Here is a 1,835-nt window from a genome sequence, read left to right on the forward strand (position 1 = left end):
TCTCAGCGCCGATGGTAGTTGGGGGCTCTCCCCCTGTGAGAGTAGGACGCCGCCGGGCAATATGGAAGAACAGCCGTTGTGCTGTTCTTTTTTTGCATTGAGTCAGATTTTGAGAAATCTAGAAAGGTGATTCATGTTTTTGTTTTACATAATTCTTCTGTAAACGAGGCATTGTGGTTGTTTTTCAACTAAAAACTAAAGGTTCAGCAAGGTCGTCGTTTAATAGAGGTTCATTTTTTTAAGAGATTGAAAAAGGCTCTTTGCTTTGCCAACAAAAGATTCCGCGCATACTTCAGATATAGAGTTCGAATTTGTTGGTAATGGGTCATGAAGCTTAAGAAGGAACTATGATGAGGTTTGGAGAATAAAAAGTTCATATAAGTAATTGAACTTTTTTGAGAAGGGATTCTTATATGCATAAACACTTAATAAGAAATAACAGAATGAGAGTAGCTGTTGTATCTATATTACTTTCGATATTAGTAATTCTTTTGTACATCGGAATACCATTTCCTTTACTGTATGGACAACAAGAACCATTTGGGATAGAGGAATACCGTAACTCTTTTTTTATCATAGGAATATACGCTGCACCAATTATCACTATTATTGCTATTCCAGTCAATTTATTAGCAGCCTATTTGACAAAAAGAATGGAAAGATATAAGAACATTGTCAGTTTTGTCGTACATATCATACCCGCCTTCCTTGTGGGGCTAGTTGGTGGTCTTTTTTTTTGTAAGTATTACGGTTTTGGTAGCTATGATTTTTTATATTGTAGATTACCTAATAATGCGTAAAGAGATTCAAATTAAATTTAGGTACCTTATTCTTATTCCTTATATGCTACTGGGATTATCGCTCATCCCTAATATGATAACGAGAGTTAAAGAAACAATGGACTATAACATCATGCATGATCAAGGCCCTCCAATAATAGATTTATATGTAAATGAAGAAAAAGTATCTGTAAAGCCAGGTACATGTTGGAGTCCCGATGGGAGTGAAGGGTGTCCAATTGATAGGAAACCATATTTATTACCTATTGATCCTGTGGGAATCGATGAATTTGTTGTATCTGGTGAAATAATTGTTAAAACAAAGTTTATGAATTCTAAAGATGAATATTCCATGGAAGCATATTATTTAGATGGGAACGAAATAAAAGAAATTCATGAATCTAATAACAGTTTTATTCTGCCTGAAAATATTCGAGATCAAGTGGTGAAGGTGACTATTACCACCGAACCCTCACAGAAACTCTCTTTTTCATTTGGGATTCGGAATCGCAACAGAGTCTCGGGTTTTTAGAATTCTTGTATAATAAGTTTTCTGTAAGAGTATGTATCGGATTGTAAAAAAGGCGTTTTGAAATTCTTCCAAAACGTGTTTTGTTGAATTAGCTATAATTTTAAAGAATAAGAAAAGATTCTCTTAAAGAGATCTACTATAAATTTTTTTGTACCTGAATACTGAACACGTTACTTCTTCTAAAGGGGGGACTTAGATTAGGGCTATTAGTACGTAGATGTAAAGGGCAATATAGTTGATATTTTAGAATAATAATAGAGTGGACTATATTAGATTTAGAAAAAATGGAGTAAAAAAACAAAATTAAATCAGAAAAGTGTTGACCCCTAATCATAAGGATGTTATTATTCTAAAGCAGTCGTTAATAACGAGTTAACAACATTGAGAAATTGAAAAAAGTTGTTGACATCGAAATGGCGAAATGTTAATATAATAAAGTTGCTTGCGAGCGACGAACAAATTGTTCCTTGAAAACTAAACAAACAAAAATGTCAACAAACAAGTAATAACAAGCGAAAGCAACT

At 33.4% G+C, this 1,835-nt stretch carries 2 protein-coding genes; both read left to right on the forward strand.

All coding sequences use genetic code 11. The features are described from left to right. The first annotated feature begins 413 nt into the window (after window positions 1–413). Entirely contained in the window at window positions 414–800 is a 387-nt protein-coding gene (locus tag BMZ31_RS19960; RefSeq protein ID WP_090833669.1) for a hypothetical protein, read from the forward strand. Beyond that, the gene (locus tag BMZ31_RS19965) at window positions 793–1,311 is read left to right on the forward strand and encodes a hypothetical protein (protein ID WP_139205992.1); all 519 of its coding nucleotides are present in this window, start codon (window positions 793–795) and stop codon (window positions 1,309–1,311) included. Before BMZ31_RS19960 ends, BMZ31_RS19965 begins: the two co-directional genes overlap by 8 nt. Window positions 1,312–1,835 lie beyond the last annotated feature (524 nt).

The sequence above is a fragment of the Bacillus sp. cl95 genome, from assembly GCF_900115925.1.
Lineage (GTDB): Bacteria > Bacillota > Bacilli > Bacillales > Cytobacillaceae > Neobacillus_A.

Excerpts from the sequence above, each read along its gene's own strand:
- BMZ31_RS19960 (WP_090833669.1), top strand. The coding sequence starts at position 414 with ATGCATAAACACTTAATAAGAAATAACAGAATGAGAGTAGCTGTTGTA.
- BMZ31_RS19965 (WP_139205992.1), top strand. The coding sequence starts at position 793 with ATGCGTAAAGAGATTCAAATTAAATTTAGGTACCTTATTCTTATTCCT.